This is a genomic window from Streptomyces sp. NPDC005962, assembly GCF_040629205.1.
Classification (GTDB): domain Bacteria; phylum Actinomycetota; class Actinomycetes; order Streptomycetales; family Streptomycetaceae; genus Streptomyces.
Genome location: NZ_JBEXVE010000006.1, coordinates 182,127 through 207,039, shown reverse-complemented (window position 1 = coordinate 207,039; position 24,913 = coordinate 182,127). Strand labels below are relative to the sequence as shown.

Sequence of the window (24,913 nt, the reverse complement as noted above, 5' to 3'; positions counted from 1 at the left end):
TCCTCGGGGTGGTGCGGGGTGGGTACGTGATCGGGGGGTGCGCTATGGGTGGGTGCGTGATCGGGGGGTGATGGGTGTTGCGTGATGCACGGCTTCCGGCATACTTGTTGTATACCAAGCGTATGCGCAACCCCCTCGAGGGAAGTTCCTCGCGATTTGGAGAGCATGCCCCATGACGACGCAGCCCCCGCAGTCCACCCGTCCCGCCCTGACCTTCGCCCTCCCCGACGGCTCCACCCGGCAGGTGGAGGTCGTCCAGGTGCTCAACGCGGGCTACGCCGGGCGCAGCCAGGACGATGTGGCCGCCCATGTCGCCGAGCTCGCCGAGCTGGGCGTTCCCGCCCCCAGCGTGACCCCCGCCCTCTACCCCATCTCCCCCTACCTGGCCCAGCAGACCGGCCGGGTCAGCGTCCAGCACGGCCGCACCTCGGGCGAGGCGGAATGGGCGCTGATCGTGGCCGAGGGCGGGGAGCTGCTGCTCACCGCCGCCTGCGACCACACCGACCGGGAGCTGGAGGCGCACGGCGTGGCCTGGAGCAAGAACGCGGGCCCCGATGTGCTCGCCGCCCGCGCCTGGCGCCTCGCGGACGTGGACGCACGGCTGGACGGTCTGACCCTGCGGGCCTGGGTCACCCATGACGGCGAGGAGACCCAGGTGCAGAACGGCACCCTGGCCGAGCTGCTGCCGCCCGCGTACTGGGTCGAGGTGCTGCGCGAGCGCGGTGAGCTGGTGCCGGGCACGGTGCTGATCTCCGGGACGATCCCGATGACGGAGGGCGTCGACCAGTTCGCCGACCGCTGGCGGGTGGAGCTGGGCGATCCGGCCACCGGCGACATCATCCAATGCTCCTACGACGTGGTCCCGATGCCGGAGCCGATCGGCTGACGCGTACGCCGCCGGACGAAACAGCGGACGAAAACAGCGGACCAGGCCGTTCGGCCTGGTCCGCTGTGGCTTGTAGCGTCTGATTCCGGGGCGTTCAGATCTCGCTCAGGTGGTCTCCCGTCCCTTCCGCATCACCATGCCCGCGGCGATCAGGCCGAACAGGCAGGTGAGGGCACCGATGAGCACGTTGTTCCAGATCATTCCGGCATCCGGTCCCCTGGCAACGACCCAGGGAGAAATGATCATCCATACGCCGATCGCGGACATGGCCCAGCACAGGCTGTACATCCTCCTCGGCGCCGATGTGAGGCCGATGCCCATCAGGGCGATGGCCAGGCCGAGGACGAGGTTGTTGACCATGAGGTCGGGGCTGGTGCTGGAGAAGTGCACCACCCAGGGGGAGATGGCGAAGTACAGACCGGCAAGCAGCACCGGCCCGTCGAGGAAGACAACGTCCCGCGCGTCCATCATGCGAGCGAAGCGCTCACGCATCTCGGACACGTCGGGGTGGCCCTTGAGATCACCTCTGGTACGTGAGACGTCGGCCATACGACTCGCCTCCTTCGTTCATGCAAGTCTGACCGCGCGGTGCGGTAATACCGCCGCACCACCATTGTGCGCCTCACCTTGGTTTATAGGTAGATGTCGGATTGTCTCCGCTATCCGCGAGACTAAGCCGTAATCTCCTCGTGCTTCGCGTACCAGCCGCGGTCCAGGTCGGTGATGTTCACCGTGGTCTGCACGGTCCGGCCCGGCACCGGCGCCACATGCTCGCGGGCGACGTCCAGCACGGCGCGGGACAGCTCCGCCTTGGTCTCGGCGTCCCGGCCGGACAGGATCGCCACCTCGATGTGGATCATGGCGAGATGAGGTGCCCCGTCCGCGATGACGGCCTCCTCGATCCGCCGGAACCGGGTCTTGCACCCGGCCACCGCGGTGTCGATGGTCTTGGCGACGACCGGGTGCAGGGCGGTGCCGAAGCCCTGGCGGTCGAAGGCGTCGGTCAGGATGTCGGAGTATTCGACGACGATGTGCGGCACGGCGGGCACTCCTCATCAGCTCTGTGAAGCGGAGTGGGCATCGTCGCACCCTGTCCGGGGACCGAGCGCCCCGGGCCGTTCTTCTGCTTCAATAGGGGCATGGTCAGCCTCCTCAACGCAGCGACGGGTCGTTTCGACCTCAAGCCGTTCTGGCCGTCCCGGCAGGCGCACCACTTCGACCGCGAGTGTTGCCGCGCATCCGTTGCGCGGGCCCGCTCGCTCGGTTGCTGACGCCGCCCCACCCGGCCGCTCAGCAATCCGTCGCACGGCTCCGGGGGCGCCGTTTCCCCTGTTACGAGCCCCCACGGCCCAGCCCGCGCGCACGACGTCCACCGACGCCCCCAGCGCGAAAGAGCTGACTCCCATGACGAACGTCCGTAGCCTGTCCGCCTCCCCCGCCACCTCGTCCGCGGCCGCCGCCGTGCCCGGGCGCACTCCGCTCACCGGCCGCCAGCGGCTACGAGCCGTCGCGCGGGACGAGGTGCCCCCGGTGGACGATTTGCTGCACCCGGGCGCCACCTGGCTGCCCGCTCCCCCGCACACCGTCCCGGCCCTCCCCGGACAGCCGCCGATGATCGGCTATCTGGTGCTGGTCCCGGCCGAACGGCACGAGTCCCCCGCGTCCGCGTCCGCCGTGCCCGCAGCCCCCGCGCTGCCCGCCGCGTCCGCGGTGCCGCCGCCCACCGGCGCCCCGCTCACCACGGGCGACGGCCCGGTGCGGATCGACCCCGAGCAGCGGACCGTGCAGGTCGCGGGGCAGCCGCTCGACCTCACCTATCTGGAGTTCGAGCTGCTGGCCCATCTCGTCGCCCGCCCCCACCGGGTGCACACCCGCGACCAGCTGGTGACGACGGTCTGGGGGTACGGACACGTCGGCGACGGCCGGACCGTGGACGTCCATGTCGCCCGGCTGCGCCGCAAGTTGGGCGCGGAGCACCGGGGGTCGATCGTGACGGTGCGGCGCGTCGGCTACAAGTACGTGCCGAGCGCGTAGCACGGCGGCAAGGAGCGCCGTACGGACCGCGGCTCGGTCCGTACGGCGCTCCTCGGCAGGCGCCGCGCCTCAGCGCTCGGCGCCCACCAGCGGGCGGGACTCCTCGGGGGTAGGAGCCTCGCCATGGCTGAGGTTCGGCAGCCACCGTAGCGCGCGCGGCAGGTACCAGTTGCGCTCGCCGAGCAGCGCCATCAGCGAGGGCAGCAGCAGCATCCGGACGAGCGTGGCGTCCACCAGCACCGCGACCGCGAGCCCGACGCCCATCTGCTGCATGTCCTGCATCCGCAGCAGCCCCAGGACCGAGAACACCGCGACCATGATGGCGGCCGCGCCGGTGACGGAGCCCGCCGTCGAGCGGATGCCCTCGCGGATCGCGTCCCGCGTCGACAGGCCCCGGTCGTGCGCCTCACGAATCCGCGAGACGACGAAGACGTGGTAGTCCATCGACAGTCCGAAGAGGATGACGAGGACGAACAGCGGCATCCACGACTCGATCGCCCCGGCCGGTTCCATGCCCAGCAGTTCCGCGCCCCAGCCATGCTGGAAGACGGCGGTCATCGTGCCGTACGCGGCGCCCACCGACAGCAGGTTGAGCAGGATCGAGACGATCGCGATCGGCAGCGAGCGGAAGCACACCAGCATCAGCAGGAAGGTCACGGCGGCGATGAAGGCGAAGACCGGCGCGATGTCGGTCTTCAGCTGGTCGGTGAAGTCGCGGCTCCCGGCCAGTTCACCACCCACATAGGCCTCGTCGGAGACCGGGCCGAGGATGTCCGGCACCAGGTCGTCGCGCAGGGTGTCCAGTGCGCGCTTCGACGCCGCGTTCTCGCCGTTGCCCGCCAGCGGCACCTCGATACGGGCCACCCCCTGCTTCGCGTGCAGCTCGACCTCGACGGCCTTGCCGAACCGGCCGGAGTCGGCCAGCCGCTGCTTGAAGTCGGTGACGGCCGCGCCGAAGCGGGGCGAGGAGATGTCGTCGGCCCGCACCACCACCTCGGCCGGGGCCGGGCCGCCCGGGAACGCCCCGGTGATCTCCTTGTACGCCACCGTCAGCGGGGCGTCCGAGCCGAACTGCTTCTCCATGCCGAGGTTTTCGGTCTTCATCCCGAGCGCGGGGGCACACAGCATCAGCAGCAGAGCTCCCGAGATCGCGGCGAACAGCTTCGGCCGGGCCAGGACGGGCTTCATGAGCGTGCCGGTGACTCCGCCGCTCGCCCGGACGCCCTCCTTACGGCTCTTACGGCGGCCGTTCAGCAGCGGCACCCGGCCCTTGTCGATCCGGTCGCCGAGCCAGGACAGCGTGGCGGGCAGGACCGTCACCGACCCCAGCATGGCCATCAGGACGACCAGCAGGGTGGCGACCGCGAAGCCCTTGAAGAGCATCAGCCCGGACAGGAACATGCCGGACATCGCCAGCATGACCGTGACCCCGGAGATCAGCACCGCCCGGCCGCTGGTCTCGGCGGCGATGCGCAGCGCGGTCTCCGCGTCCCGGCCCGCGGCCCGCTCGTCCCGCTCGCGCCGCAGGTAGAACAGGCAGTAGTCGACGCCGACGGCCAGCCCGACCAGGAACATGACCGAGTTGGTGGAGTCGTACAGCGGCAGCTTGTGGCTGACCAGGGCCAGCAGTCCGAAGGTGCCGATGCAGGCGGTCAGCCCGAGCAGCACCGGCAGCAGGGCCGCGACCAGCGCCCCGAAGACCACCAGCAGGATGCCCAGCGCCAGCGGGACGGCGGTGAGTTCGGCCTTCTTGAAGTCGTTCGCCAGCATGCCGTCCAGCTCGTGCTGCGCGGTGGCGTCGCCGAACTCATGGGTGGTGATCCCCCGGTGCGCGGACCCGGTCGCCGCCACCGCGTCCTGGACGGGCTTCACCCGCTTCCCCGCGGTGTCGGGATCGCCCTTGAGCTGGAAGGTGACCAGCCCCTCCCGGCCACTGGCCGAGCGCACCGGCGGCTGAATCCGCGCGGTCTCGCCGGTCTTCTCCAGCCGGGCGGTGAGATCACCGGCCGCGGCCCGCCAGCCGTCCGGGTCGGCGCTGCGCAGCATCACCATCTCGCCGGCCGGCGTGGTGACCCCGGCGTCCTCAAGGATCTTCTGGGCGCGGGCGGAGTCGCCCGCACCGTTCTCGGAATCGGTCATCTGCCGCGACCCGGACATGCCACCGACGACGGCGACGACCACCACGAACAGCAGCCATCCGATGATCGCGGACTTGCGGTGGCGGGTGCTCCACCCACCGAGCCGCACGGCGAGACCTCGCCTCGTTGCGTTCATGGCTTTTCTCCCACTGGGAACAAGGGCTGGATACGGACCGGATCGGTCACGTTCCCAAGCTAGAAAAAGGAGCGATCCCGCCCCAGCCGGGCAACCCCCGAACCCCCGAGGCATAAGGAGAGACCCGGGGGTGGTGCCAGGTGTACCCCCGGTCGGGGCGCGGCCCCCGTGACCGGCCACGCGGCGTCCAGCAGACTGAGAACATCGGAGAACTGAGAGCCGCACCGCACGGCAGAAGAACCCTGGAGGACGTGGGATGAAGGTCCGCAGCAGACTGTTGGCCTCTGTACGGGGCTTCGCCCTGATGTTCATCACGCTCGCGGGTTCGCTCACGCTGTTCGTGCTGACGGTGCTGTCCCTCGTCCTCATGCTGCTGGGCCTGGGCGTCCTCACCACCCCGGCGATGGTCCGCGCGGTGCGGTGGCACGCCAATCGGCGCCGGCTGCTGGCCGCCGAGTGGTCCGGGGTCCAGATCCGGCTGCCCTACCGGCCGCTGCCCGCCGACCGGCGTTCGGGCCTGACCGGCCAGGTGGAGCTGTGCACCCAGCTGCTGAAGGACCCGGCCACCTGGCGGGACCTGCTGTGGCTGCTCGTCGACATGACGGCGGGCTGTATCACCGCGGCGCTCGCCTGCGTCTTCATCCCGTACGGGGTCGAGGGCTGGGTGCTGGCCGCCGGGGTCTGGGAGCCGATCGTCGACGCGGGCGGCACCTACTGGTACGCGTTCGTCCCCGTGACCTCGCAGGGGACCGCGAACCTCGCCGCGCTGACCGGCGTCGGCTTCTTCGTCTTCGGCCTGTTCACCTCGCCCGTGCTGCTGCGCACCCACTTCCAGCTGACCCGCGCCTTCCTCGCCCCCACCCCGGCCATGGCCCTCACCGCGCGCGTCGAGCGGCTCACCGAGACCCGGCACGACGCGGTGGACACCTCGGCCGCCGAGCTGCGCCGCATCGAGCGCGATCTGCACGACGGCGCACAGGCCCGGCTCGTCGCCATGGGCATGAGCCTGGGCACCATCGAGGCGCTCATCGAGAAGGACCCGGCCAAGGCCAAGGAGCTCCTCGCCGCGGCCCGCACCAACTCCGCCGAGGCCCTGGCCGAACTGCGCGATCTGGTCCGCGGCATCCACCCGCCGGTCCTGGCCGAACGCGGTCTGGGCGACGCGGTGCGCGCCCTGGCCCTGCGGATGCCCCTGCCGGTGGAGGTCGAGGTGGAACTCGACGGCCGGTTCGAGGAACCGGTCGAGGCGGCCGCGTACTTCGCCGTCAGCGAGATCCTCACCAACGCGGCCAAGCACTCCGGCGCCGCGCGCATGTGGCTCGACATCCACCACGAGGCCGGAATGCTGCGCGTCGCGGTCACCGACAACGGCGACGGCGGCGCCCGCGTCGCGCGGGGCGGCGGACTCAGCGGCATCGAACGGCGGCTGGGCACCTTCGACGGCGTCCTCGCCGTCAGCAGCCCGCCCGGCGGCCCCACCATGGTGACGATGGAGATCCCCTGCACCCCGACCGCCCCGCGCCCGACAGTCTGAGCACGGCGGTCCGAGCCCCAACGGCGACCTGACGACGGTACATTCGACGCATTCGGCCCGGAGTTCCGTTCCGGGCCCGATGACGTCATGGAGCCCGCCGTGCGCGTAGTCGTTGCCGAGGATCTGTTCCTGCTCAGGGACGGGTTGGTGCGGATGCTGGAGGCCTACGATTTCGAGATCGCGGCCGCCGTCGAAAGCGGTCCCGAGCTGACGCGGGCGCTGTCGGAGCTGAAGCCGGACGTGGCCGTGGTGGACGTACGGCTGCCCCCGTCGTTCACCGACGAGGGTCTGCAGTGCGCGCTGGCGGCGCGGCGGGAGCGGCCCGGGCTGCCCGTGCTGGTGCTGTCGCAGCACGTCGAGCAGTTGTACGCGCGGGAGCTGCTGGCCGACGGGAGCGGCGGCATCGGGTATCTGCTCAAGGACCGGGTCTTCGACGCGGACCAGTTCATCGACGCGGTGCGGCGGGTCGCCGAGGGGGGTACCGCGATGGACCCACAGGTGATCTCGCAGCTGCTGTCCCGGCGTTCGCAGGACCAGCCGCTGGGGCGTCTGACGCCGCGGGAGCGCGAGGTGATGGAGCTGATGGCGCAGGGGCGGTCGAACACGGCGATCGCGGCGCAGCTGGTGGTGACCGAGCGGGCCGTCGCCAAGCACACCTCGAACATCTTCGGGAAGCTCGGCCTGCCGCAGTCCGACGACGACAACCGCCGGGTGCTGGCCGTGCTGGCGTACCTGGACCGGGGGCGTACGGAGGCGAACGGGAGCTGACGGGCGCTTCCCCCGGCGCGCGTGCCCCCATGGCTCCCGGCGCGCGTGCCCCATTGCTCCCGCCCCGCATCGCTGGTTAAGTGCCCTGCGCACCACAACCGTTGGCCGTTGTCCGTTGGGGGGCGCATGAGCGACCTGAGCAGACGCACGCTGATCGGAACCGCCGGAGCACTCGGGGCCGGGGCCGCGTTAGGGGCTCACTCCCCCGCGCAGGCCGACGTACCAACGCAGCCACAGGACACCGCCGTGACCACGTTCTCCACCGCGCCCGCACGTGCCGCGCTGCGGCGGCTGCTGCCGGACCACGCCGGGCAGTTCCGGCTGGTGGCGCTTCCCCGGGGCTCCCGGGAGAAGAAGGAACGGTTCGAGGTCACGGGTTCGGCGGGGCGGATCACGGTGGCCGGGACGAGCCCCGCGGTGCTGCTCACCGGCGTCCACTGGTACCTCAAGTACACCTGTCACGCCCAGATCACCTGGGCGGGCGATCAGCTGGAGCTGCCCAAGAAGCTGCCAGCGCCGCACGGCACCGTCGAGCGGTCGACGGCGCTGCCGCACCGCTTCGCGTTCAACGACACCCACGACGGCTACACCGCCCCGTTCGCCGACTGGGACCGCTGGGAACACCTGATCGACGTCGCGGCCCTGCACGGCTGCAACGAACTGCTGGTCACCGCGGGCCAGGAGGCCGTCTACCACCGGCTGCTCCAGGACTTCGGCTATACGGACGCGGAGGCGCGCGCCTGGCTGCCCACCCCCGCCCACCAGCCGTGGTTCCTGATGCAGAACATGAGCGTCTACGGCGGCCCGGTGTCCACGGCGCTGCTGGAGAAGCGGACCGACCTGGGGCGGCGCATCGCCGACCGGCTGCGGGAGCTGGGCATGCGGCCCGTCTTCCCCGGCTACTTCGGCACCGTCCCCGACGGCTTCGCCGACCGCAACCCGGAGGCGCGCACGGTGCCGCAGGGCGACTGGAACGGGCTCCGGCGGCCCGACTGGCTCGACCCGCGCACCGAGGCGTTCCGCGAGGTGGCCGCCGCCTTCTACCGCCACCAGCACGACCTGTTCGGCGCGTGCGACCTGTTCAAGATGGACCTGCTGCACGAGGGCGGCAACGCCGGTGACGTCCCGGTTCCGGATGCCGCGCGCGCCGTCGAGACCGCGCTGCGGACCGGCCGCCCCGGCGCCATCTGGGTGATCCTGGGCTGGCAGGCCAACCCCCGCCGCGACCTCCTGGACGCCGTGGACCATGACCACATGCTGGTCGTGGACGGTCTGTCGGATCTGGACACGATCACCGACCGGGAGAAGGACTGGGGTTCGGTGCCGTACGCGTTCGGCACCATCCCCAACTTCGGCGGCCGTACGACGATCGGCGCCAAGACCCACATCTGGGCGGACCGGTTCACGGTCTGGCGGGACAAGCCGGGCAGCAAGCTGGTCGGCACGGCGTACATGCCGGAGGCGGTCGAACGCGATCCGGCGGCGTTCGAGCTGTTCAGCGAGCTGGCATGGCGGGACGAGGCGGTGGACCGGGACGCGTGGTTCCGTACCTACGCCGACGTCCGCTACGGCGCGCCGGACGGTAAGGCGCGGGAGGCGTTCGCGGCGCTGCGCGACACGGCGTACCGGATCAGCAGCAAGGACGGCCGCCCCCACGACTCCGTCTTCGCCTCCCGGCCCTCGGTCGACGCGCGTTCGGGCACCTACTACGCCACCCACACCCCCGCCTTCGACATCGCCCGCTTCGACGCGGCCCTGGCGGCGCTGCTGGGGGTGCGGGCCGGGCTGCGCGACAGCGACGCGTACCGCTACGACCTCGCCGACACCGCCCGGCAGGCGCTCGCCAACCGCTCCTGGCAGCTGGCGCCGCAGCTCTCGGACGCGTACGCCCGCAAGGACCTGGACACCTTCCGGGCGCTGTCCCGGCTGTGGCTCAAGCTGATGCGGCTGAGCGACGACGTGACCGGCACCCACCGGCGGCTCCTCCTCGGCCCGTGGCTGGAGGACGCCAAGCGGATGGCCTCGGGCGAGGAGGAGTCCGCGCAGCTGGAGTTCGCCGCGCGCGCCCTCATCACCACCTGGGCGGACCGGGGCGCGGCGGACGGCGGCAAGCTCGCCAACTACGCCAACCGCGACTGGCACGGCCTCATCGGCGACTTCCACGTGCCGCAGTGGCAGTCCTATCTGGACGAGCTGGAGGACGCGCTCGCTGAAGGCCGCGCGCCGCGCGCCTTCGACTGGTACGCGGTCGAGGAGCCGTGGACCCGGGAGCGCAAGAGCTATCCGGTCCGGCCGGTGGCGGACGCGTGGAGCACGGCGCGCCGGGTGCGTGAGGCGCTGGCCAAGGCTCCGTACCAGGGGACGCTGACCGTCGGCACCGAGCCGGGGACGCTGCCGCCGGGCGGCGCCGCGGTCATCACCGCGACCCTGCGCAACGTCAACGGGCTGCGGGCCACCGGCCGCGTCGACTTCGGCCTGACCGTGACCGGCCTCGACCCCGCGCCGCAGGGCCCCACCTCGCTGCCGTCGGTGCCCGCGGCCGGGAGCGGCGAGGTCCACTGGCGGGCCACCGCGCCCGACGACCCGCCGGCCGAGCCGCTGAAGCCGTATCCCTACGAGCTCGCCGTACGGTACGGGCCGCGCGGCGAGGACCGGGTGCGGGCGGTGCACACCGGCACCCTGTGGGTGGCGGGTCCGCTGGCCGACGGCTGGAAGACGGTCACCAACAACGGCGCCGTCTTCGGGCAGCTGGGCGAGCGGTTCGCGATCGACGGGGCGGGCCAGGACCTGTGGAAGGCCACCGCCGAGTTCGGCGCCGCGTACCGGGAGGGCGCGCTGCGGACCGGTACGGCGGTGACGGTGAAGGTGGACGCGCAGGCCGTCACCGGGCCCTGGGCCCGCGCCGGGATCATCGCCCGCAACGCGCTGGGGACGGCGGGCTCGCCGGGGTTCGTCAACCTGTCGGTCACCCCCGCCAACGGGGTCGTCCTGTCGTACGACTCCAACGGCGACGGCACGCTCGACACCTACCAGCGGGTGACGGGCGTGAAGGCGCCGGTGCTGCTGCGGCTGACGCGCACCTCCGCCACCTCGTACACCGGCGAGCTGTCCACCGACGACGGCGCGAACTGGCGCAAGGTGGCGACCGTGACCGTGCCGGGCGCGGCGGCCGCGCAGGACGCCGGGCTGTTCATGAGCGCGGCCCACGGCGGCACCGGGGCACGCGGCACGGTCGAGTTCAGCGGCTGGCGCGTGAGCTGAGACGCAGGGCTCCGCCCCCGTCTCCGGGGGCGGAGCCGCCCCGCTTTGTGACCTCCGCCCGCCGCCGCTCGTTTACGCCACGTGGAGCAGCAGCAGGCGACAGCCCATCTCGATGACGAAACAGCCGACACAGCCGACACCGACGACACCGCGGGCCCGATCGACGTCGAGCAGGCCGAGGCCGCCATCGTCGAGCACTATCCGCGGCTGGTGCGGCTCGCGTACCTCATCCTGCCGCCCGGCATGGGCCGCACCCGGCGGGTGCTGGCCGCGCACGGGCTGGCGCAGCGGGCGCTGCCGCGCAACCAGGGCAGAGCCGACGTCCAGGAGGTCGAGCTGCCGTGGCAGCGCGGCACCAAGGGGGCGGCGGGCGACGCGGGGTACGCCTATGTGCGGCTGCGCGTGCTGCGCGCCGCGCTGCGGGCCGCCCGGCCGCGGCGGCCGTGGGCGCTGAGCGCGCCGCTCCCCGTGGTGTGGGGGCTGCGGCTGTTCCCCCGTTCCGGCGGGGCCGATGAACTCGCCCTGGACAAGGCGCTGTCCGAGCTGTCGGGCCCCGGCCGGGCCGCGTACGTGCTGCGCGAGCTGGAGCGGATGGACGACCGCGAGGTGCGGGCGCTGCTGCAGGCCGCGGGGGTGGACGGGGACGACGCGCTGGACGCGCTCGACGAGGCGGACGAGGTGCCGGAGCCGGCGGGCAGCCGGGACGACGGCGCGCTGCTGGAGTCGGCCGAGTTCGACCCGTGTTCGCTCCAGGCGCGCCCCACCGATCTGATGCGCCGCCGCCAGCATCTGCGCGCGCTGCTGGTGGCCGTGGTGGCGCTGGTGGTGTGCGGGTCGCTGCTGGGGATGCCGGGTGAGGGCTGGGGGCGCGGTGGTGCGGCGGCGCCGTCGTACGCCCGTAACCCGTCCTCCGAACGGGCGCTGGACCCGGAGCGGTTGACGCGCGCCGAGCCCCTCGCGTGGCGCACCACGACCCGCGCGGACTTCGCGTCCTGGCCCGCCCGCGGCGACCGGCTCGGCGACACCGCGCTGCTGCGCCGCGCGCTGGCGGTCTGGGCGCGCCCGGGGCGTTCGGTGCGGGTGTCGCTGACGGCGGGTACGCAGTCGGGGCCGCCGTCCGGGCCGCCGCAGCTGCTGTACGCGGGCGTGGTGGACCAGGCGGCGGTGGTGCTGCTGTACGACGGGCTGCGGGTCGCCCGGTACGCGGAGGGCAGCGGCGGCGAGGGCGGCACGGTCGCGCTGGACCTGGCCCGCCTCGACGCGGCGGACGCGGCCGCCTCGACCGCGCTGGTGCTGGGCCGCGCCGACGGCAACGTCCGCTATCTGGCCGCCCCCTGGGTGCGCCGCGCCTCCGTACGGGACCTGCTGCACCCCGCCGGGCGGCCGCGCCCGGTGCGGCTGACCGCCGACGGGGTGACCGACCCGGTGCGCACCATGCCGCGGCTGCGCCCGTGCCGGGGCTGGCCCGCACTGCGGTTCGGCTCGCACCTGGTGGCGGACCTGGGCGAACTGGCCCCGGCCCGGCTGACGTACGGCGACCCCGGGTCCGCCTCGCGCGGCGGCCCGCACGATGTGGCGGGCCGGGACGCCCTGCTGAGCTGGGAGCGGACGGCCTGCCGGCTGCCGCTGATGACCGGGCGCGGGGTGCGGTCGGTGAACGTCTGGCGGTTCGGGGTCCAGCGGCTGCCCGAGGCGGGCGGCCGGGCGGCCTGGCTGTGCACCCGCGCCGAGACCTGGCGGGGCCCGGGCAGCCGGGTGCTGGCCCAGTTCCAGCCGTGGACCACCCGCCGCGGCGCCGCGGGCGCGGTCGCCGGCACGGCGGACTCCTCCCCCGCCTGCGGGCCGCGCGCGCCGCGCGTCCTGGCGGGCGTGCTGTGGAAGGCGCGGTCCGGCCACTGGTTCCTGCTGGCCGCGGGCAGCCGCCAGGTGACGGCGATCACGGCGAGCGGCGGCGTCCACGGCCGGTCCCACCACCGCGCCCTGACCGTCCCCGCCAAGCCCGGCGCCCACGCCATCCTCAAGGCCCGCCTGAAGAACGGCGACCGGCTCGGTCCCCTCCGTTAGTGCCCACCACCCCCGGCCGCGTAGACGGCGACCGTGCGGCCGGGCACGGTGAAGGTGCCGGTCGCGCGCTCGTAGGCGGACGTCTTCACGGTGGCGTCGGAGCCACGCGTCTGCACCGGGTGGAGGTCGTACGGGGTCCCGGCCAGGGCGGGCACGGTCTGCGACTGCCGGGACGGGGTGGCGTTGAACACCACGACGAGCCCGTCGAGCCGCATGGTGAGGACACCCGGTGTCTCCCCCGTCCCGGACAGCGGGAAGGACAGCGCGTCCTGCACCCCCTCCGCCGTGGCCTGGCTGAACGCCCTCTCGGTCGTACGAATCCGCAGCAGATCCCGGTAGGCCCCCGAGGCGCCCGTGATCTCGGGGCAGCCGGGGCGCGCCGCCGGGTTGGTCAACAGGGGTGCGGCATACGGCCACTTGGACTGGTTGTCCGCCGCCGGGGGCAGCCCCCGCCCGAAGCCGTTGCCGTCCTCGCAGGCCCAGTGGACGGCGTTGAACCAGTCGCCGCTGTCGTAGGAGTTGCGGTCCAGCGACTTGGAGCGCAGCAGATCGGTGCCCGTCTGGCTGAGCGCCGGGCCCTGGGAGAGGGCGGCGGTGGCCAGTGCCAGGACCTGCGCCCTGGCCCGGTCGGCGGCCGAGGTGGTGGCGGGCAGCTTGTAGGCGAGCGCGTCGTAGAGGGTCTCGTTGTCGTGGGCGTCGGTGTAGGCGAGCGCGTCGCCGGGGGCGGCGGCATAACCGGCCGGGGAGCCGTTGTAGTCGACCTGGGAACCGTTGACCCGGCGGCCGGCGGTGTCGGTGAAGGTGTAGTCGGCGAGGTTGCCGGAGAGCCCGACCTTGATCAGGTCCTGGGCGTGCAGCAGCCGGGCCCGCTGCTCGTCGGGGGTGCCGTTGGCCGGTGAGCCGTTGGGGTCGGTGAAGAGGCCGGACGCGAAGCCCTGCACCCGGGGGTCCTCGTCGAACGGCCCGCCGCCGCGCACCGCGTCCCGCGCCCGGTCGCTGAAGGTGGCGATGCCGGTCCCGGCCATGTTGCGCTGGGTGGCCTGGACGAAGCGGGCGTCGTCGGCCGCCTCGCCGAAGTTCCAGCCCTCGCCGTAGAGAATGACCGCCTTGCCGTCCACCCCGTCCCTGGCGGGGGTCAGCGCGTCGAGCGCCTTGCGTACGGCCAGGATGTTGGCCTTGGGGTGGTGGCCCATGAGGTCGAAGCGGAATCCGTCGACCTTGTACTGCTTGGCCCAGGTGACGACGGAGTCCACCACGAGCTTGCCCATCATCGCGTGCTCGGGCGCGGTGCCGGGGCAGCAGGTGGAGGTGGCCACGCTGCCGTCGTCCAGCAGCCGCTGGTAGTAGCCGGGCACGATCCGGTCGAGCACCGACTTCTGGTCCTGACCGGCGGCCACGGTGTGGTTGTAGACCACGTCCATGACGGTGCGCAGCCCGGCCCGGGCCAGGCCCCGCACCATCTGCCGGAACTCGCGGGTGCGCGCCGGGCCGTCCGGGTCGCTCGCGTAGGACCCCTCCGGCACGGTGTAGTGCAGCGGGTCGTAGCCCCAGTTGTAGCCGTCCTTGGCGGCCGTCCCGGCCACGCACTTCTGCTGCCGGTCGGAGTCGGCGGGCAGGGCGGCCAGCTCGCAGCCGGGCCGGGCCTGGTCGGACCGCCGCTCCGGCACGGTGCCGAAGTCGAAGGCGGGCAGCAGATGGACGTACGAGGTGCCGGACCGGGCCAGCCGCCGCAGGTGCCGCATCCCGTCCGAGCCCTGGTCGGCGAAGGCGAGGTACTGGCCGGGGTGGGCGCTGGTGCGGTCCGCGACGGAGAAGTCGCGGATGTGCAGTTCCTGGATGCGGGCGTCGCGCTCCGGGACGGCCTCGGGCTTCTTCAGCGCCGCCCATCCGGCGGGGGCGAGCCGGGGATCGGCCAGGTCGGTGACCAGGCCGCGGGCGGAGTCGGCGGTCAGGGCGGTCGCGTAGGGGTCGGTGACCTCGTTGGTGACGGTCCTCCCGGCGCTCGGCGCCCAGACCCGGACCCGGTAGCGATACGGCTTGTCCCGCCAGTCGGGGCCGCCGGTCACGCTCCACACCCCGCTGCGGGCGTCCCGCCGCATGGCGACGGTGCGCCCGTCGAGGTCGAGCGAGACGCTCCGGGCGGTCGGCGCCCACACCGACAGGGTGGGGCGGGCACCGTGGAAGACCGGGCCGAGGCGGGCCCGGCGGGCCCGGTCGGCGTAGAGGTCGTCCAGGACGCCGGGGATCTGCACCCCGGTGCGGTGCAGGACGCGGCCGTCGCCGACCGCGCGCTGCACGGCGGCCAGCGGCCCGCGCAGCGCCGTGGCGGCCTTGTCGCTCTCGCGCGGGTCGAGGGAAAAGGCGGGGCGCCCGGCCAGGTGGGGATAGGCGGCCCGCTGGGCGCCGGTCAGCGCGGCCGGGGTCAGCCGCAGGGCTCGGCCGTCCGCGTAGCTCAGCTCCTCGGTGGTCGCGGCGGTGTGCTCGGCCTTCCAGACGACGGTGGCGCGGTCGATCCACTGCGCCTCGGCGGTGGCGGGGGCCGCGGCCCGGGCGGTCTGCGACACGGCGGGCACGACCGCGGCGCCCAGGGTCAGGGCGGCCAGCAGGGCGGCGGTGCGGATGAGGGGGGTCTTCGGAGGTTTCACGGGGCTGACGACTCCTTGAGCGGCCGGTGGGCGGAGCGCGGGGTCAGCCACAGCTACGGGCGCCCGCGTGCAGCGCCAGCGCCGTGTTCGCGCCCAGCGTGGCGGTGAACCGGCCCGAGGAGTCGACCGTGACGGTCCTGCCGCTCTGCACATCGCAGTAGCCGCCCGGCGGCAGCGAGGTCTGGAACGTCCGGGTGAGGGAGCCGCTTTCGTGGTTGATGACCACGTACGCCTTGTCGCCCCGCCCGAAGGCGATGGCGTCGTTGCCGTTGTCCCACCAGTCGGTCACCGACGCGCCCCGGGCCGTGTCGCGGAGGGCGACCATGCTCCGGATCTCGGGCCACTTGTGCTGGCACTTCCAGCCGTCCCTGTAGCAGGCGCCCACCGTGCCCCCGTTCGGCGGACCGGCGTCGTTGTCGCCGAACTCGTAGCCGGAGTGGACGTCCGGGGAGCCATAGGGCCAGGCCAGCATGTAGACGTTGGCCAGGGTGTAGTCGGCACCGTCCTTGTAGTCGAGGGTGGAGCCATTGCGCTCGGTGTCCCAGTTGTCGACGAAGACACCGGCCTGGCCACCGGCCAGATAGCCCCAGCCCTCGCCGAAGTTCTTCAGATACGCCAGCTTCTCGCTCTGGAACACCCGCTTGAGGTCGCGGCCGTAGCGGAACTCCTGGACATCCCCGTTGCCCAGGTACTCCGTCGGCGAGACCGCCTCGCCCTCGCCGTATATGACCTCTTGTTTCCAGTAGACGCTCGGGTCGCTCAACTTGCTCTTGACGGCGGCCAGGTCCTCGGCCGGGATGTGCTTGGCGCCGTCGATGCGGAAGCCGTCCACGCCGAGCGAGAGCAGGTCGTCGAGGTACTGCGCGAGCCGGGTGCGGACGTAGGGCTCGCCGGTGTCGAGGTCCGCGAGGCCCACCAGCTCGCAGTGCTGCACGTTCCAGCGGTCCCGGTAGTCGCTGATCCGCGCGGTGCAGTCGTCCATGTCCTGGGGCTGGTAGATCCCGGGGTAGGTGTACTTGGTGTACGAGGAGCCGCCGGTTCCGGTGCCGGAGCCGGCGGACATGTGGTTGATGACGGCGTCGGCGACGACCTTGACGCCCGCGGCGTGACAGGTGTCGATCATGTTCTTGAAGGCGGTGCGGTCACCGAGCCGTCCGGCGATCTTGTAGCTGACGGGCTGGTAGGACGTCCACCACTGGCCGCCCTGGATGTGCTCGGTGGCCGGGGACACCTCGACATAGCCGTATCCGGCGGGGCCCAGGGTGCTGGTGCACTCCTTGGCGACCGAGGCGTACGTCCACTCGAACAGCTCGGCGGTGACGTCCTTGGTGCCGGGCGGTGCCGCCTGCGCGGGCTGCGGGGGCACCGCGACGAGCGCCGTCGCGCCCGCCGCGAGGGCGAGCGCGGTGGCGAGGGACCTACGGCTGCCGGTCATCGTTCCTCCTCGGGGGAAGTCCGGGGGTGATCCTCACGACTTGGTCGCCCCCGCCGTGAGCCCCGCCACCAAGTGGCGCTGCACCCAGGCGAACACCAGCGCCGCCGGGACGGCGATCATGACGGCGGCGGCGGTCATCGAGCCCCAGTCGGAGGTGTACTGGTTGACGAAGGTCTGCAGACCCGCGGCGAGCGTCAGGTTCTCCTCGCCGGTCATGAAGGCGGACGCGTAGGCGACTTCGGCCCACGCGGTGATGAAGGTGTAGAACGCGGTGACCGCGATGCCCGGCTTGGCGAGCGGGACGACCAGCCGCCAGAAGGCGCCGAAGGGGGTGAGCCCGTCGACCCGCCCGGACTCGTCGATCTCGGCCGGGATGGTGTCGAAGTAGCCCTTCATCATCCAGGCGCAGAACGGCACGGCCACCGTCAGATAGGTGACGATGAGCGAGACCGGCTGATTGAGCCAGCCGAGCGTCGACATGATCGTGTAGAGCGGCACGATGAGGATCGCCACCGGGAACATCTGGGTGATCAGCAGCAGCCACATCAGCGGCCGCATGCCGGGGAAGCGGAAGCGGCTGACGGCGTAGCCGGTGGTGGCCGCGATGAACACGCCCAGCACGGTCGTACAGCCGACGACCAGCAGCGAGTTGCCGAACCAGGTCAGGAACTCCGTATCGGCCAGGACATGGGTGTAGTTCCCCAGCGTGGGGTCCTTGATCACATCGGTACTGAACGCCTCGCCCTTGGGCTTGAACGAGGTCATCAGCAGCCACAGCGGCGGGAACACCGCGACGGCCGAGGCGAGGATCAGGGTCGTGTGCAGCCCGATCGAGGCGAGCGGGCCGCGTTGACGGTCGCGCATGGCGCTCACACCTCTCCCTGCTTGCGGAGGGCGCGGCGGTAGACCACCGCGAAAAGCAGGAGGATGAGCAGGATGAGGACGCCCCAGGCGGAGGCGCCCGCGTAGTCGCGCGGACTGTTGACGAAGGAGATCCGGTACGCGTACGTCACCAGGATCTCCGTGGTGTCGCCGGGCCCGCCCCGGGTCAGCAGGTAGATCACCGGGAACATGTTGAAGGTCCAGATGGTGGAGAGCAGGACCACGGTGGAGGAGACCGGCCGCAGCCCGGGCAGGGTGATGTGACGGAACCGCTGCCAGGGGCTCGCGCCGTCCATCTCGGCGGCCTCGTACCGCTCGCCGGGGATGGACTGGAGCCCGCCGAGCAGGGCGACCAGCATGAACGGCACTCCGATCCAGACGTTGACGGCTATCACCGAGACCTTGGCCAGGGTGGGGTCGTTCAGCCAGGGCACGGCGTCGATGCCACCGCCGTCGAGCAGCTTGTTGAGGATGCCGTTCCGCTCGTTGTAGAGCAGCCGCCAGGCGAAGACGGAGACGAAGGCGGGCACCGCCCAGGGCAGGATCAGCAGCGACCGGTAGACGGCGCGCCCGGCGAACCGGCGGTTCAGCAGTACGGCGAGGCCGAGACCGAGCGCGAAGGTGACGGTGACGCAGGAGACGGTCCAGGTGACGGTCCACAGGAGCCGGTCCAGGAAGACCTCGTCCTTCAGGACCGCGGTGAGCTTGTCGAGGCCGGTGAAGCGGTAGGTGGCGGGGAGATGGTTGATCCCGATGGTGCGCTCGACGTTGGTCTCGTCGGCGTCGGTGAGCGAGAGGTAGACGCCGCGGCCCAGCGGATAGCCGATGATCAGGCCGAGGACGATCACGACGGGCGCGACCATGGCCCAGGCGTACCAGTGGCGGGCCAGCGCGGTGCGGATGCGGCCGGTGTCGACGGTCATCGTCACCGGCCCTACTTCCAGTCGCCCTTGAGGAGCTTCCGGTACGCGTCCCCGACCGCCGTGGCGGCCTCCTTCGGCGATGTCCTGCCGGCGAGCACGTTCGGGAACTGGACCAGGACCGCCTGGAAGAGGCTGTTGCCCTCGGGGATCCACGGGCGCTCGACGGCCCGGTCGACGGCGGCCTTGAAGAACTTCACGTTGGGGTTGGCCGCGACCGCCTCGTTCCGGTACACGGAGGCGCGGGTGGGCAGCAGGCTCAGCTTCTCGGTGGTCTTCGCCTGCACCTCGGCCGAGCTCATGTAGCGGGCGAAGGCGTACGAGGCGTCGAGGTTCTTCGAGCCCGCGTAGACGGTGAGGTTGTGGCCGCCCTGCGGGGCGCCCTGGCCGCCGCTGCCCGCCGGGACCGGGACCACGCCGAGGTTGGACTTGTCCGCGAAGGCCTTCCCGGCCAGGGTGTCCTCGATCGCCCACGGCCCGTTGACGGTCATCGCCACGTCACCGTTCTTGATGGCGTGCTGCATGGTGTCCCAGCCGTCGGTGGCGTCGGTCTCCGCCGCGCCGGAGGCGACCAGCCCGCGGGCGGCGGCGAACGCCTTGACGCCGGGCGCGTCGTCGATCGTGACCTGCTTCTTGCCGGTGTCGAGCAGATCGCCGCCCTCGCCGTAGAGGAAGGGCAGATACCAGTAGGCGTCGTCGCCGCGCAGATAGAGCCCGGTCTTCCCGGTCTTCTGCTTGATCTTCTTCGCGGCGGCCTTCAGCCCGGTCCAGCTGGTGGGCGGCCGCACCCCGGCCTCCTTCAGCATCTTCTTGTTGTAGAAGAGGCCGAGGGTGTCGATGACCTGCGGCACGCCGTAGGTCGCGCCCTTGAACCTCGTCCCGGCGGCCGCCTTGGGCAGATAGTCGGACCGGTCGGCGAGGGCGGAGGTGCCGTCCAACTTGGCGAGATAGCCGATGTTGGCGAGGTCCTGGGTCCAGGCCACCTCGGCGCGCAGTACGTCGGGGGCACCGGAGCCGCCGGAGCCCGCGGCGTTCTTGAACTTGGCCAGCGCATCGCCGAACGGGACGCTGACGTAGTTCACCTTCACGTCCGGGTACTTCTTCTGGAAGCCGAGCGCGAGTTGCTCGTACGTGCCCTTCTCCGCCTCGTTCGAGGTGTCCCAGTAGGTCACGGTGCCGGAGATCTTGCCGTCGGCACCCTTTCCGCCGCCGTCGGTGTCGCCACCGCCGCACGCGGTTGCCGCGAGCGCGATGGCCGCGATGAGCGCGGTGGCCGCAATGCCGTGTCGCATGTGAACCCCTCCCCGAGCCGACCGCCGCCGCACCAGCGCGGCGCCGGGTTGCGGAGGAACGTAACAGCGCTGCGGAGCCCCGGAAAGACCGCCGGAAAGACCTTGCGGAGGTTTTCTGCAAGCGGACCGGATCGTTACCCCCGCGTGTCCCGGTGGTAGCCGCCCAGGCGCTTGACAGGGCTGCCATAAGGCCCCGTAGTGCGCCTTTGGGCGCCACTCACCCCTGCAAGCTCTTCCGCAAGACATTGCAGAGCTGTTACTTTCACCGGCATGACCCAGGAGCTCACGACCTCTCTCCAGGCCGAGCTGGCACGTTGCCCCGAGGGGCCCCGCTGGTGGCGGGACGCCGTCATCTACCAGGTGTACGTCCGGTCCTTCGCCGACAGCGACGGCGACGGCATCGGGGATCTGCGCGGCGCGCGCGAGCGGCTGCCGCATCTCGCCCGGCTCGGGGTGGACGCCGTCTGGCTGACGCCGTTCTACGCCTCCCCGCAGGCCGACGGCGGCTACGACGTGGCGGACTACCGTGCCGTCGACCCGCTCTTCGGCACCCTCGGGGACGCCGACGATCTGGTGCGCACCGCCCATGAGCTGGGGCTGAGGGTGATCGTCGACGTCGTCCCGAACCACACCTCGGACCGCCATCCGTGGTTCATCGGCGCGCTCGCGGACCGGCCTCGGGGGGCGGCCCGCGAGCGGTACCACTTCCGTCCCGGCCGGGGAGCGGGCGGTGAACTGCCGCCGAACGACTGGGAATCCGTCTTCGGCGGCCCCGCCTGGACGCGTACCACCGGCCCGGACGGCACCCCGGGCGAGTGGTATCTCCACCTGTTCGCGCCCGAGCAGCCCGACCTCAACTGGGACTGTCCGGAGGTCCGCGAGGAGTTCGACTCCGTGCTGCGCTTCTGGCTGGACCTGGGCGTGGACGGATTCCGTATCGACGTCGCGCACGGCATGGTCAAGGCCCCGGGGCTGCCCGACATCGGCCGCACCGAACAGGCCAAGCTGATCGGCTCGCAGGTGCTGCCGTTCTTCGACCAGGACGGGGTGCACGAGATCCACCGCGGCTGGCGGCGGCTGCTGGACTCCTACCCGGGGGCGCGGATCGGGGTCGCCGAGGCCTGGGCGCCCAGCGCCGAGCGGCTCGCCCTGTACGTACGCCCGGACGAGCTGCACCAGGCGTTCAACTTCCAGTTCCTCAAGTGCCCGTGGGACGCGGCCGCGATGCGCGAGGTGATCGACGAGTCGCTGGCCGCCACCGCCTCGGTCGGCGCCCCCACCACCTGGGTGCTCTCCAACCACGACGTCGTCCGGCACACCACCCGGTACGCCGCCGACGGCCCCGGGCAGGGGCTGCGGCGGGCCCGGGCCGCGGCCCTGCTCACCCTGGCGCTGCCGGGTTCGGCGTATCTGTACCAGGGCGAGGAGCTGGGCCTTCCCGAGGTGACCGACCTGCCGGACGAGGCCCGCCAGGACCCGGCGTTCTTCCGTACCTCCGCCGACGGGCAGGACGGCCAGGACGGTCAGGAGGGCCGCCGCGACGGCTGCCGGGTGCCGCTGCCCTGGTCGCGTTCGGGCGCGTCGTACGGGTTCGGGCCGGGCGGCAGCTGGCTGCCGCAGCCCGACGGCTGGGCCGACACTTCCGTCGAGGCGCAGACCGGCGACCCAAACTCCACGCTGGAGCTGTACCGCGCCGCGCTCGCGCTGCGCCGGGAGCTGCCGGGCCTGGGCGACGGCTCGATGAGCTGGCTGGACGCCCCAACGGGGGTGCTCGCGCTGTCCCGTCCGGGCGTCGTGTGCACGCTCAACACCCTCGCGGAGGAGGTCCGGCTGCCGGTCCCGGGGCGCGCGCTGCTGTCCTCCGCGCCGCTGGCGTACGACGCCGGTACGGTGCGCATTCCGGCCGAATCCTGTGCGTGGTGGGCAATCTGACATGCGACCGGTAAGGTCCCACTCCATGACCGCACGGCTTGCCGACATCGCAGCCCAGGCGGGGGTCAGCGAAGCCACCGTCAGCCGCGTCCTCAACGGCAGGCCGGGGGTGGCCACGGCCACCCGCGAGTCCGTCCTCGCCGCCCTGGACGTCCTCGGCTACGAGCGGCCGGTGCGGCTGCGGCAGCGCAGCGCGGGGCTGGTGGGACTGATCACGCCCGAGCTGGAGAACCCGATATTCCCCGCGCTCGCCCAGGTCATCGGGCAAGCGCTGACCCGGCAGGGCTACACCCCGGTGCTGGCGACCCAGACCCCCGGCGGCTCGACCGAGGACGAGCTGACCGAGATGCTGGTGGACCGGGGCGTGGCCGGGATCATCTTCGTCTCCGGACTGCACGCGGACACCTCGGCCGATATGCAGCGCTACGACCAGCTGCGCGGCCAGGGCGTGCCGTTCGTGCTGGTGGACGGCTTCTCGCCGAAGGTGCGGGCGCCGTTCATCTCCCCCGACGACCGGGCGGCGATGCTGCTGGCCGTCACTCATCTGGGTTCCCTCGGGCACACCCGGATCGGGCTCGCGCTCGGGCCCAGGCGGTTCGTTCCGGTGCTGCGGAAGATCGAGGGCTTCCAGCACGCGATGCGGGACCGGCTGGGGGTGCCGCCCGAGGAGTCCGAGGAGCTGATCCAGCATTCGCTGTACACCCTGGAGGGCGGTCAGGCGGCGGCGGGCGCGCTGATCGACCGGGGCTGTACGGCGGTGGTGTGCGCGAGCGACATGATGGCGCTGGGCGCCATACGCGCGGCCCGCCGGAGGGAACTGCGGGTTCCGCAGGACGTCTCGGTGGTCGGCTTCGACGACTCCCCGCTGATCGCCTTCACCGACCCGCCGCTGACCACCATCCGCAAGCCGGTGCAGGCGATGGGGCAGGCGGCGGTGCGGACGCTGCTGGAGGAGATCGGGGGCACTCCGGCGCCGCCCAGCGAGTTCGTCTTCCTGCCCGAGCTGGTGGTCCGGGGGTCCACCGCCGCGGCGCCCGGCGCCCGCCCGTAACGGGACATAAGCCCACCCCGTATCGGACATCTCTGGCAGACTGTTGCCCTATGGGTGAAGCGACATCTCGGACCTCGATGGACCGGCTGCGGACGCCGCGGCGGCCCCGGCTCTGGTTCGAGACCGTCCTGATCGCGGTCAGCTACTGGACGTACTCCCTGATCCGCAACGCCGTCCCCGAGCAGCGCGCCGAGGCGCTGCGCAACGCGGGCTGGGTCTGGGACCGGGAGCACCGGCTCGGGATGGCCTTCGAACGCGGCGTCAACCATGCGAGCGACTCCATCAGCTGGCTGATCGTCGGCATGAACTACTACTACGCCACCCTCCACTTCATCGTGACCCTCAGCGTGCTGGTGTGGCTCTACCACTGGCACCCGGGCCGCTACGCCGCCATGCGGCTGGCCCTCTTCGCGACCACCGGCGTGGCCCTGCTCGGCTACTACCTCTTCCCGCTGGCCCCGCCCCGGCTCATGCATGGCGGGCACTTCATCGACACGGTCGTGGAGCACCACACCTGGGGCTCGATGGCCTCGGGGAACCTGGCCACCATGTCCAACCAGTACGCGGCGATGCCCTCGATGCACATCGGCTGGTCGCTGTGGTGCGGCCTCACCATCGCCACCCTGGCCCGCCCGGTGTGGGCGCGGGTACTGGGGCTGCTGTACCCGACGGCGACGCTGCTGGTGATCGTCGCGACGGCCAACCACTTCTGGATGGACGCGGTCGGCGGCATCGTCTGCCTGTCCTTCGGCTTCGGGCTGTCGTACGCCTGGTACGGGGCGCTGCCGTACCGGCTGCCGAAGCAGGTGACCGGGCGGCGGCGGGCGCCCGAGGGCGAGCTGCGCCCGGCCTGACGGACCCGGGCCGCACCGCCTGACGGGCCCCGGCCGCACGGCCCGGCCGACCCCGGCCGCACAGCCTGATCGGCGCCTGCCGCACAGCCCGATCGGCGCCTGCCTGCACGGTTTGATCGTCCCCGGCGGAGCCGCCATTCTGATGCACCGTGTACATCGCCGACGCCACTTCCGTCACTCCTGCCACCCCTGGCACCCCTGCCATCGGGGGGATGCTCCCCCGACCCCGGGCCGCCGGTCCGCGCTTCCGGCTGGTCGCCACCGACCTCGACGGCACCCTGTTGCGCGGCGACCTGACGGTCTCACCGCGCACCCGTACGGCGCTGGCCGCGGCGGTCCGCGCCGGGGCGCGGCATCTGGTCGTCACCGGACGCGCGGCCGCCTCCTGCCGGAAGTTCCTGGTGGCGATGGGCTACCAGGGGCTCGCGGTGTGCGGGCAGGGCGCGCAGCTGTACGACGCGACCGCGGACCGGCTGCTGGTCTCGGCCGCGCTCGACCGCGACCTGGCCCGGTCGGTGGTGGAGCGCACCGAGGAGGCCCTGGGCGCGGGCCCGCTGGAGCTGGCCGTGGTGACCGCCGCGCCGGAGAACCACTTCGTGGTCACGCCCGGGTTCGCCGCCCTGCGGCGGCCCGGCTGGGACGGGATGGTGGACCGGGAGGCGCTGTGGGCGCGGCCGATCGAGAAGGTGCTGATGCGTCACCGGGAGGTGGCGGACGACCTGGTCGCGGCGGCCGCCGCACGCATGGGCGCGGACGAGGTGTCGGTGACCCACTCGGAGAAGGGCATGATCGAGCTGCTGCCCCCGGGCATCACCAAGGCGGTGGGACTGGAGCTGGCCGCGGAGCGGATGCGATTCACCCCCGCGGACACGATCGCCTTCGGCGACATGCCGAACGACATCCCGCTGCTGGGCTGGGCCGGGTACGGGGTCGCGATGGGCAACGCCCACCCGGACCTGATCGCGCTGGCCGACGAGGTGGCACCGCGCAACGACGAGGACGGGGTGGCGGTGGTGCTGGAGCGGCTCTTCGCCCACGTCGCGTCCGCTTGAGTGCACCTTGATCCCGACTCGCTCCCGGC

General features: G+C 72.2%; 18 protein-coding genes. 10 read left to right on the top strand and 8 right to left on the bottom strand.

All coding sequences use genetic code 11. From position 1 onward, the window contains the following. Nucleotides 1-172: 172 nt before the first annotated feature. Nucleotides 173-886, top strand: coding sequence for a DUF2848 domain-containing protein (locus ABZ370_RS12975; protein ID WP_358619639.1), 714 nt, complete (start codon nucleotides 173-175; stop codon nucleotides 884-886). A gap of 105 nt (nucleotides 887-991) precedes the next feature. Here the strand turns inward: ABZ370_RS12975 and ABZ370_RS12970 are convergent, their stop codons facing one another. Together ABZ370_RS12970 and ABZ370_RS12965 are read right to left on the bottom strand one after the other, a co-directional pair. Beyond that, on the bottom strand, nucleotides 992-1,435 hold the full coding sequence (locus ABZ370_RS12970; protein WP_358619638.1) for an SPW repeat protein: 444 nt from the start codon (nucleotides 1,433-1,435) through the stop codon (nucleotides 992-994). Nucleotides 1,436-1,557: 122 nt separating this feature from the next. Further along, entirely contained in the window at nucleotides 1,558-1,926 is a 369-nt protein-coding gene (locus ABZ370_RS12965) for a 5-carboxymethyl-2-hydroxymuconate Delta-isomerase (protein WP_358619636.1), read from the bottom strand. Between the two features lie 364 nt (nucleotides 1,927-2,290). Between ABZ370_RS12965 and ABZ370_RS12960 the strand changes: the two genes are divergently transcribed. Further along, on the top strand, nucleotides 2,291-2,920 hold the full coding sequence (locus tag ABZ370_RS12960; protein WP_358619635.1) for a winged helix-turn-helix domain-containing protein: 630 nt from the start codon (nucleotides 2,291-2,293) through the stop codon (nucleotides 2,918-2,920). 69 nt (nucleotides 2,921-2,989) lie between these two features. On the opposite strand, the gene ABZ370_RS12955 is transcribed toward ABZ370_RS12960, so the two are convergent. Further along, the gene (locus ABZ370_RS12955) at nucleotides 2,990-5,194 is read right to left on the bottom strand and encodes an MMPL family transporter (protein ID WP_358619633.1); all 2,205 of its coding nucleotides are present in this window, start codon (nucleotides 5,192-5,194) and stop codon (nucleotides 2,990-2,992) included. 256 nt (nucleotides 5,195-5,450) lie between these two features. Here ABZ370_RS12955 and ABZ370_RS12950 point away from each other — a divergent pair, with 256 nt between their 5' ends. From ABZ370_RS12950 to ABZ370_RS12935, 4 genes are all read left to right on the top strand, one after another. Further along, nucleotides 5,451-6,728: a sensor domain-containing protein gene (locus ABZ370_RS12950; RefSeq protein WP_358619631.1), complete on the top strand. Its 1,278-nt coding sequence runs from the start codon at nucleotides 5,451-5,453 to the stop codon at nucleotides 6,726-6,728. 99 nt (nucleotides 6,729-6,827) lie between these two features. Then, nucleotides 6,828-7,496, top strand: coding sequence for a response regulator transcription factor (locus ABZ370_RS12945; RefSeq protein ID WP_358619629.1), 669 nt, complete (start codon nucleotides 6,828-6,830; stop codon nucleotides 7,494-7,496). A gap of 126 nt (nucleotides 7,497-7,622) precedes the next feature. Further along, nucleotides 7,623-10,757, top strand: a complete 3,135-nt coding sequence (locus ABZ370_RS12940) for an alpha-N-acetylglucosaminidase (protein ID WP_358619628.1) — start codon at nucleotides 7,623-7,625, stop codon at nucleotides 10,755-10,757. A 159-nt stretch (nucleotides 10,758-10,916) separates the two neighbouring features. Beyond that, nucleotides 10,917-12,821, top strand: a complete 1,905-nt coding sequence (locus ABZ370_RS12935; RefSeq protein ID WP_358619871.1) for a hypothetical protein — start codon at nucleotides 10,917-10,919, stop codon at nucleotides 12,819-12,821. Here ABZ370_RS12935 and pulA read toward each other — a convergent pair. Genes pulA through ABZ370_RS12910 form a run of 5 tightly spaced genes read right to left on the bottom strand, consistent with a single transcriptional unit; the run spans nucleotide 12,818 to nucleotide 19,995 of the window. After that, entirely contained in the window at nucleotides 12,818-15,466 is a 2,649-nt protein-coding gene (gene pulA / locus ABZ370_RS12930; protein WP_358619626.1) for a pullulanase-type alpha-1,6-glucosidase, read from the bottom strand. The genes ABZ370_RS12935 and pulA overlap by 4 nt on opposite strands. Before the next feature lie 43 nt (nucleotides 15,467-15,509). Beyond that, nucleotides 15,510-16,901 (bottom strand): alpha-amylase family protein, encoded by a 1,392-nt coding sequence (locus tag ABZ370_RS12925; RefSeq protein ID WP_358619624.1) that lies wholly within the window; start codon nucleotides 16,899-16,901, stop codon nucleotides 15,510-15,512. Between the two features lie 33 nt (nucleotides 16,902-16,934). Further along, the gene (locus tag ABZ370_RS12920) at nucleotides 16,935-17,765 is read right to left on the bottom strand and encodes a carbohydrate ABC transporter permease (protein WP_358619622.1); all 831 of its coding nucleotides are present in this window, start codon (nucleotides 17,763-17,765) and stop codon (nucleotides 16,935-16,937) included. A 5-nt stretch (nucleotides 17,766-17,770) separates the two neighbouring features. Further along, nucleotides 17,771-18,706 (bottom strand): sugar ABC transporter permease, encoded by a 936-nt coding sequence (locus ABZ370_RS12915; protein WP_358619869.1) that lies wholly within the window; start codon nucleotides 18,704-18,706, stop codon nucleotides 17,771-17,773. Nucleotides 18,707-18,717: 11 nt separating this feature from the next. Continuing rightward, on the bottom strand, nucleotides 18,718-19,995 hold the full coding sequence (locus tag ABZ370_RS12910) for an extracellular solute-binding protein (protein ID WP_358619621.1): 1,278 nt from the start codon (nucleotides 19,993-19,995) through the stop codon (nucleotides 18,718-18,720). A gap of 270 nt (nucleotides 19,996-20,265) precedes the next feature. Here ABZ370_RS12910 and ABZ370_RS12905 point away from each other — a divergent pair, with 270 nt between their 5' ends. The 4 genes from ABZ370_RS12905 (at nucleotide 20,266) to ABZ370_RS12890 (ending at nucleotide 24,884) form a co-directional block, all read left to right on the top strand. Beyond that, nucleotides 20,266-21,927, top strand: a complete 1,662-nt coding sequence (locus ABZ370_RS12905) for a glycoside hydrolase family 13 protein (protein ID WP_358619619.1) — start codon at nucleotides 20,266-20,268, stop codon at nucleotides 21,925-21,927. Nucleotides 21,928-21,952: 25 nt separating this feature from the next. Beyond that, the gene (locus ABZ370_RS12900; protein ID WP_358619617.1) at nucleotides 21,953-22,978 is read left to right on the top strand and encodes a LacI family DNA-binding transcriptional regulator; all 1,026 of its coding nucleotides are present in this window, start codon (nucleotides 21,953-21,955) and stop codon (nucleotides 22,976-22,978) included. 50 nt (nucleotides 22,979-23,028) lie between these two features. Further along, nucleotides 23,029-23,832 (top strand): phosphatase PAP2 family protein, encoded by an 804-nt coding sequence (locus ABZ370_RS12895; protein ID WP_358619615.1) that lies wholly within the window; start codon nucleotides 23,029-23,031, stop codon nucleotides 23,830-23,832. A gap of 212 nt (nucleotides 23,833-24,044) precedes the next feature. Continuing rightward, nucleotides 24,045-24,884 carry a Cof-type HAD-IIB family hydrolase gene (locus tag ABZ370_RS12890; RefSeq protein WP_358619613.1) on the top strand — a complete coding sequence of 280 codons (840 nt, stop codon included), beginning with the start codon at nucleotides 24,045-24,047 and terminating at the stop codon, nucleotides 24,882-24,884. Nucleotides 24,885-24,913: the final 29 nt, after the last annotated feature.